Genomic DNA, 6,005 nt, shown 5'->3' on the forward strand with positions numbered 1-6,005 from the left:
GTCGACCGGCTGCCCGGGGTCGGCTGCCGTCGCGTCGCTTTCCGCGTCCGCGAGCAGCGACGACTCGGTGACGGGTTCGGTCTGCCGGCGTCGACGGAACGCGTACCCGACCAGTCCGGCGGCGACGACGGCGGTCGCGAGCGTCGCGTTCAGGCCGCTCGCCGCGCCGACCAGCGACGCAGGTGCGAGCCCGACGACCACGCCGACGGCGACCGCGACGCCCACAACGCCGACCGCTGCCAGCACCGTCCTACGGAGTGCGGTCACTGTTCGCCCTCCTCGTGGTCGTCCTCACGCACCGAATCCAACGCCTCCTCCGCGCGGTCGAGCCGGGAGGACTCCGAGCGGCCGCCGTACGCGGCCTCCCGGAATGCGGCCGTCAGCGCGTACACGGGCTTCTTCGGGAAGCCACGCGCGATGGCCTCGCGCGCGACCTCCGCGGGCGTCTTCGTCTCCCAGCGGTCCACGCCGACGACCGCGACGAACCGCTGCCACACCGCTTGCAGACGGCTGTCGGCGGCGTCCGCACTCGACTCGACTCCCCGCTCGGTCGCCTCGGATTTGCGGCCGCTCCCTGCGCCGGCAGTCGCTGCGACGCCGGCGAGCCACCCGCGGACGTCCGGCAGGTGGACGCGGCCGGGGAGGGACGCAAACCACGCGAGGACGCCTCGCCAGCCGTCCGCAGCGGCCGTCCGCAGTTCCGCCGCGAGATCGTCCAGCGCGCCTGCGAGCCCGACGAGTGCACCGACCGCGTACGACACGGACTCGCGAGCGACGGCGACGAGCGCACCCACGACGGTTCGCGGCGTGATACCGCGCTGCTGCGCGCTCAGCACGACGCCGGCGAGCGCGCTGAGAGCCACGAGCACGGCGACTGCGGCGGACGGCAGCACCCAGCCGAGGTACGTGGTCGTGGTCTTCTCGCTGGCCGTCGCGACGACGGCCGGCGCGCGCGTCAACGGTATCTCAAAGGAGACGGTGCCGTCCGCGTCGGTCATGCCGACCGATTTGCCGACGACCGTGACCGACGCACCACTCACCGGTTCACCGCCCGACGTGACGTGCGCGGTGGCCGTCGTGCCGGGGAGCGGCGCGACGAGCGAGGGCGACACCGCGACGGAGAGCGCGTCGACGGGGTAGGTCGTCGTCTCGCTGAGGTCGTCGCGGGACGCCGTCACCTCGAGCACGCCGCTGGCGTCCTCGGGAATCTGGACCGTGATTCGTCCCTCGTCGTCGGTGCGGCCCTGTTCGACGCCGCCGACGCTGACTGTGGCGTCCGGGAACGGCCGTCCGGCGACGGTGACGGTGAGCGTGCGCTCCGTGCCTGGGTCGACGTCGCCGTCGAAGGCGAATCGGACGTCCGCGTTCACGTCGAACGTCTGCGCGGAGTCGTTGCCGTCGTCCTGCTGGGCGACTACCGGCGAGGTGATGCTGTACGCGCGGTCGCCGCCACCGACACTAGCGGGCGCGAGCGAACTGCTGGACGCCGTGACGTTGACTGTCGTCTCGACGTCGACGCGCAACTGTTCGGCGTACGGGACGGTGAACGCGACTGTGCCGTTCTCGTCGGTCTGGCCGACGCGGTCGCCGTTCACGACGAGCGCGACGTCGCGCGCGGGCAGCCCGGCGGTCTTCACCGTCGCGGTCACGCGCTCGCCGGGCACCGCGGTCCGGTTCAGCGAGACGTCGAAGTCGCGCTCGTCCTCGTGGAGTTCGTCGCGCGCGCTCTCGCGAGCGTCGCCGGGCGTCGGGTCGAAGCGCACCCAGCCGACGTCCTCGAAGTACACTTCAACCCACGCGTGGGCGTCCGCGCCACGGACGAGGTACCTGTTGTCGCCGACGTACTCGCCGCCCGCGTAGCCGACGACGTAGCGCGCGGGGACATCCTGCGAGCGCAGCATGGTGGTCATCGCGGTCGCAAAGTACTCGCAGTAGCCCGCGTCTTGCTCGAAGAGGAACTGGTCGGTAATCTGGTCGCCGGGCTCGGGGACATCGGTCAGCGAGTAGGTCTTCTCGGATTCGAGGTGCTGTTCGATGCGGCGCGCTACGTCGTAGCGATTGTCGGCATCACCGACCACCTCCGCAGTACGCTCGCGGACGCGGTCGGTCGTCTCCACGGTCGTGTACTCGGTGTCGACGACGCTGCCCGCGACGCGCACGTCGTCGAGCACGCTCGGGGCGTTCAGCGGTTCGACGCTCTGCACGCGGTAGGTCTGGCTCTCGGAGAATGCGGGGTTCGCCTCGATGCCGCCGGTCGTGCTCAGCGCTACCGTGGAGCCACAGCCGTCGTTCCCGCACGTGAGGTCGACCGGACGCCACGGCGTCGGTAGCGACGTCGCGGGCTGGCGGAGCGTAATCTCGTTCCACTCGGTCGGCCGCTCCTCGACGGGGCGCGGCGGCTGTACGCGGTTGACCTGTTGGCGCTCCCAGCCCGAGCCGGTGTAGGTGGTGTACGCTTCCGTCCGCCAGTACCGCGACTCGTCGGCTTCCGCGACGAAGTGCGCCTCCGTCGCGTTCGCGCGCTGGCCGGACGACATCGGCCCACCGACGTCCGCCGTCCGCCCGGGCGTGAGGGCGCCGAACGCGGACGTCCCGAAGTCGAAGTTGCCCCGCTGTCCGTCCACGTTGCCGAGGAGTGCGTCGGCTCCGGGGAGTTGGCGCAGGAGTTCCGGGATCTCGCCGGGTGCGGGCGGCGAGTCGAGGCCGCCGAGCGGGGCCTGTCCAGCGAGCGCTGGGGCGGCCGTGGAGGCGGCGACGAGGCCGATGGCGCAGACGACTGCGAGGAGGGCGCGTCGCGCGTCGGGACCGGGGGCGTCGCTCATTCGTCTCCCCGTTCGCCGCCACGCCACGTATATGATTCGGAGGGTACGGTGGCGTACTGTCAGTCCACGTCCAGAAGCCCGACTGTCGCCAGCACTGCTTGCGCGACGAGCACCACCGCGAGGCCCGCGGCTGCGAACAGGAGTGGCGCGGCGAGCAGGCGCGCGACGCGGTACGAGAGCACGAGCCGGCCGAATCCGAGGACGACGAAGCTCGCCGCGACGAGCGTGAACAGCAGCAACGAGCGCGAGATGAACGCGTTCCGGCGCACACTCGCTGACTCGTGCGCGAGCGCTTAGCGTTTAGGCTTCGGCGTCGTGGCGGTCGTAGCGCTCCTCGAAGCGCGCCTGACACGACGAACAGCAGAAGTGGTAGCGGTCGCCGTCGATGTGCGCAGTCTCACCCTCGCTGGTGACGGTGTTCCCACACTCCGCGCACGCCATCGCGAAGTCCTCGCCGACGCTGGGGTGCCACTGTGCTTCCGCGAGCAGCGTCACCTCGTAGTCGCGGAGGCGCTCGGTCCCGACGGTCTCGGTCACCCACGCACGGACGTCCTCGACGGGGAGCCGTACCGAGCACACGACGTCGCCGCTCGCGGTGACGAAGACGTGTTCGACAGCGTCCGCACTGCCGACGGCCTCGCGGACGGCTTCGACTTCGCCTGGCGGGACAGACAGTTCTACGAGGACGTTCGCGCCCTCGCGGAGCCGCGAGCGGTCGATATCCACAGTGAAGCGCTCGATGAGGCCGCTGTCTTGGAGGTTCGCGACGCGGTCCGAGACGGCGGGCGCGGAGAGCCCGACGTCGTCGGCGATGTCGCTGTACGGGCGGCGGGCGTCCGCCGCGAGCAGTTCGAGAATGCGGCGGTCGGTCTCGTCGAGGTCGGTCATGCCGACCCCTCAGCGATAACGACACAAAGTGATTTCGCCGAACAACGTTCGAATCCAAACTCCGATGGCGGTCCGAGGCGAACGTCATGAGGCGAAACTGCATTAGTGCGGCGAGACCAATAGACGAGTATGTCCCGAACCATCACCGTCGAAGGGATGAGCTGTGGCGGCTGCGAATCGACCGTCGAAGACGCCCTCGCCGACGTCGAAGGTGTCGAGTCGGCGAGCGCGGACCGCGAACACGACGCCGCGACTGTCGAGGGCGACGCGGACACCGACGCCCTTGTCGCTGCCGTCGAGGACGCCGGCTACGAGGCGTCCGCGTAAGTACCAGCAGGCGTCGCGAGAGACGCAATCCTCAACCACCCGACGCCCGAAACTAGGGCGTGACTGATTACCGTCCCGGTCAGTGTAACATCGGCAGCGAGCAGCGCCAGCGCCGCGCTCGCATCGCCGCGCTGGCCTTCCTCACGGCTGCCGTCGTGGTTGCCGCGTATCTCGCCGGCGACCTCCCGGAGCCGCTGTTGCTCGTCGTATTCGTCCCGCTAGCAGTTGGCTTCGAGTGGGCGTTCCAGGCCAACGAGTCGTTCTGTGTCCGGCTGGCGCTGGCTGGTCAGTACGCCTTCGGTGACGACCGCGAGGAGGTTCCGGACGCCGCAAACCGCCGCACCGACCAGTTGTACGCAGCGAAAATCACCGTCACGAGCGTGCTGCTGTCGGCGCTCGTCACGGCCGCGCTCGTGTTCGCGCTCTGATGCTGGTGCCGCGTCTGTTAACTGCTGGGCCCACGAACGAGTGGATATGACCGAGACTGCGACGTTCGGCGGCGGGTGTTTCTGGTGCGTGGAAGCGGCGTTCGAGCAGCTCGCCGGCGTCGAGGATGTCACCTCGGGGTACGCCGGCGGCCAGGTCGAGGACCCGACGTACCGTGAGGTCTGCAACGGCACGACCGGCCACGCGGAGGTCGTGCAGGTAGAGTACGACGCCGACGAACTCGCCTACGAGGACCTCTTAGAGGTGTTCTTCAAGGTCCACGACCCGACGACGCTGAACCGGCAGGGACCGGACGTGGGCGAGCAGTACCGTTCGATTATCCTCTATCACGACGACGAGCAGCGTGACCTCGCCGAAGCGTTCGTCGCGGACCTCGAAGCCGCGGACGCCTACGAGGACCCCATCGTCACCGAAATCGAACCGCTGGAGACGTTCTACCGCGCGGAGGACAAACATCAGAACTACTTCGAGAAACATCCGAATCAGGCGTACTGCTCGGTGAACGTCGCGCCGAAGGTTGCGAAAGTGCGCGAGCAGTTCGCGGACCGCGTGCAGTAGCGCTCGGGCCGTCTCTGCTTGCGTGTCGCGGAAAGATTCTTGCTACTGCCTGTCACACTCTCCACTAGAGACTCACATGACGGGAGCCACAACGGGGGCGGTGCGGCGTGTCGACTGAGGAGGAACTGACGAAGACCATCTGTCCGTACTGCGGCGTGGGCTGTGGCATCAGCGTCCGACAGGGCGACGAGCCCGGCAACGTCCGGTTCGCGCCGTGGGGGGACGCACCGGTCAACGAGGGCCGCGTCTGCATCAAGGGCGGAGCCGCGACGGAAGTCGTCGACCACGACGACCGGCTGACCGAGCCCATGATTCGGGAGGACGGTGAACTCCGCGAGGCGACGTGGGACGAAGCGCTCTCTCGCGTGGTCGCCGAAATGGAGGACATTCGGGACGAGTACGGGCCCGACGGCATGGGGTTCTACGCGTCCTCGAAGGTGATGAACGAGGAGAATTACCTCCTCCAGAAGCTCGCGCGGCGATATGGCACGAACAACGTCGACAACTGCACGCGGATGTGCCACGCCTCGACGGTGTACGCGCTCCGCGAGAGCCTCGGTGCAGGCGCGATGACCAACAGTATGGCCGACCTCCGCGACGAGGCGGACGTCTTCTGGATTCAGGGCGCCAACCCCGGCGAACAACACCCCATCGCGAACAGCCAGTACTTCCGACAGGCCGTGCTGGACGGCGCGACCGTCATTCAGGTCGACCCGCACGCGAACAAGACCACGGAATCGTTCGACATCCACGACTCCGACCGCCATATGCACCTCCAATTGGAGCCGGGGACGGACATCCCGCTGCTGAACGCCGTCCTCGAGACCGTTCTGGAGTGCTGTGTTGAATAGATGTTGAGTCACGGTTATAGCGGCTCACACAGCGGTTCGATGTTGATGATGGCGAACATCAAGACAATTTCACGGAACTGTCGATACCAGCCCAGCGCTCGCACGGCATCGC

At 68.4% G+C, this 6,005-nt stretch carries 7 protein-coding genes and 2 pseudogenes; 4 read left to right on the top strand and 5 right to left on the bottom strand.

What is annotated here, in order from left to right:
• The 4 genes from LPA46_RS18405 to LPA46_RS18420 all read right to left on the bottom strand — a co-directional run.
• Positions 1–267: hypothetical protein (locus LPA46_RS18405; protein WP_230893766.1), on the bottom strand; the 267-nt coding region annotated here is incomplete at its 3' end.
• Positions 264–2,822 carry a transglutaminase domain-containing protein gene (locus LPA46_RS18410; protein WP_230893767.1) on the bottom strand — a complete coding sequence of 853 codons (2,559 nt, stop codon included), beginning with the start codon at positions 2,820–2,822 and terminating at the stop codon, positions 264–266. The genes LPA46_RS18410 and LPA46_RS18405, both read right to left, overlap by 4 nt.
• Before the next feature lie 59 nt (positions 2,823–2,881).
• Positions 2,882–3,091, bottom strand: coding sequence for a hypothetical protein (locus tag LPA46_RS18415; protein ID WP_230893768.1), 210 nt, complete (start codon positions 3,089–3,091; stop codon positions 2,882–2,884).
• 31 nt (positions 3,092–3,122) lie between these two features.
• Entirely contained in the window at positions 3,123–3,710 is a 588-nt protein-coding gene (locus tag LPA46_RS18420; protein WP_230893769.1) for an AsnC family transcriptional regulator, read from the bottom strand.
• 129 nt (positions 3,711–3,839) lie between these two features.
• On the opposite strand from LPA46_RS18420, the gene LPA46_RS18425 reads away from it, so the two are divergent.
• The 4 genes and pseudogenes from LPA46_RS18425 to LPA46_RS18440 form a co-directional block, all read left to right on the top strand.
• A complete protein-coding gene (locus tag LPA46_RS18425) occupies positions 3,840–4,037 on the top strand; it encodes a heavy-metal-associated domain-containing protein (RefSeq protein ID WP_230893770.1) in 198 nt (65 codons plus the stop codon).
• Between the two features lie 59 nt (positions 4,038–4,096).
• Positions 4,097–4,465: a hypothetical protein gene (locus tag LPA46_RS18430; protein ID WP_230893771.1), complete on the top strand. Its 369-nt coding sequence runs from the start codon at positions 4,097–4,099 to the stop codon at positions 4,463–4,465.
• Positions 4,466–4,511: 46 nt separating this feature from the next.
• Entirely contained in the window at positions 4,512–5,042 is a 531-nt protein-coding gene (gene msrA / locus LPA46_RS18435) for a peptide-methionine (S)-S-oxide reductase MsrA (protein WP_230893772.1), read from the top strand.
• Positions 5,043–5,149: 107 nt separating this feature from the next.
• A pseudogene (locus tag LPA46_RS18440) lies at positions 5,150–5,878 on the top strand (molybdopterin oxidoreductase family protein); the annotation flags it as partial.
• A 29-nt stretch (positions 5,879–5,907) separates the two neighbouring features.
• Here LPA46_RS18440 and LPA46_RS18445 read toward each other — a convergent pair.
• Positions 5,908–6,005: pseudogene (locus LPA46_RS18445) on the bottom strand (IS5/IS1182 family transposase); the annotation flags it as partial.

Source organism: Halobacterium sp. KA-6 (assembly GCF_021029015.1).
Lineage (GTDB): Archaea > Halobacteriota > Halobacteria > Halobacteriales > Halobacteriaceae > Halobacterium.

What these genes read in the sequence shown, in the direction of transcription:
- LPA46_RS18410 (WP_230893767.1), bottom strand. Translation starts at nt 2,822, where the DNA reads ATGAGCGACGCCCCCGGTCCCGACGCGCGACGCGCCCTCCTCGCAGTC.
- LPA46_RS18420 (WP_230893769.1), bottom strand. Translation starts at nt 3,710, where the DNA reads ATGACCGACCTCGACGAGACCGACCGCCGCATTCTCGAACTGCTCGCG.
- LPA46_RS18425 (WP_230893770.1), top strand. Translation starts at nt 3,840, where the DNA reads ATGTCCCGAACCATCACCGTCGAAGGGATGAGCTGTGGCGGCTGCGAA.
- msrA (WP_230893772.1), top strand. Translation starts at nt 4,512, where the DNA reads ATGACCGAGACTGCGACGTTCGGCGGCGGGTGTTTCTGGTGCGTGGAA.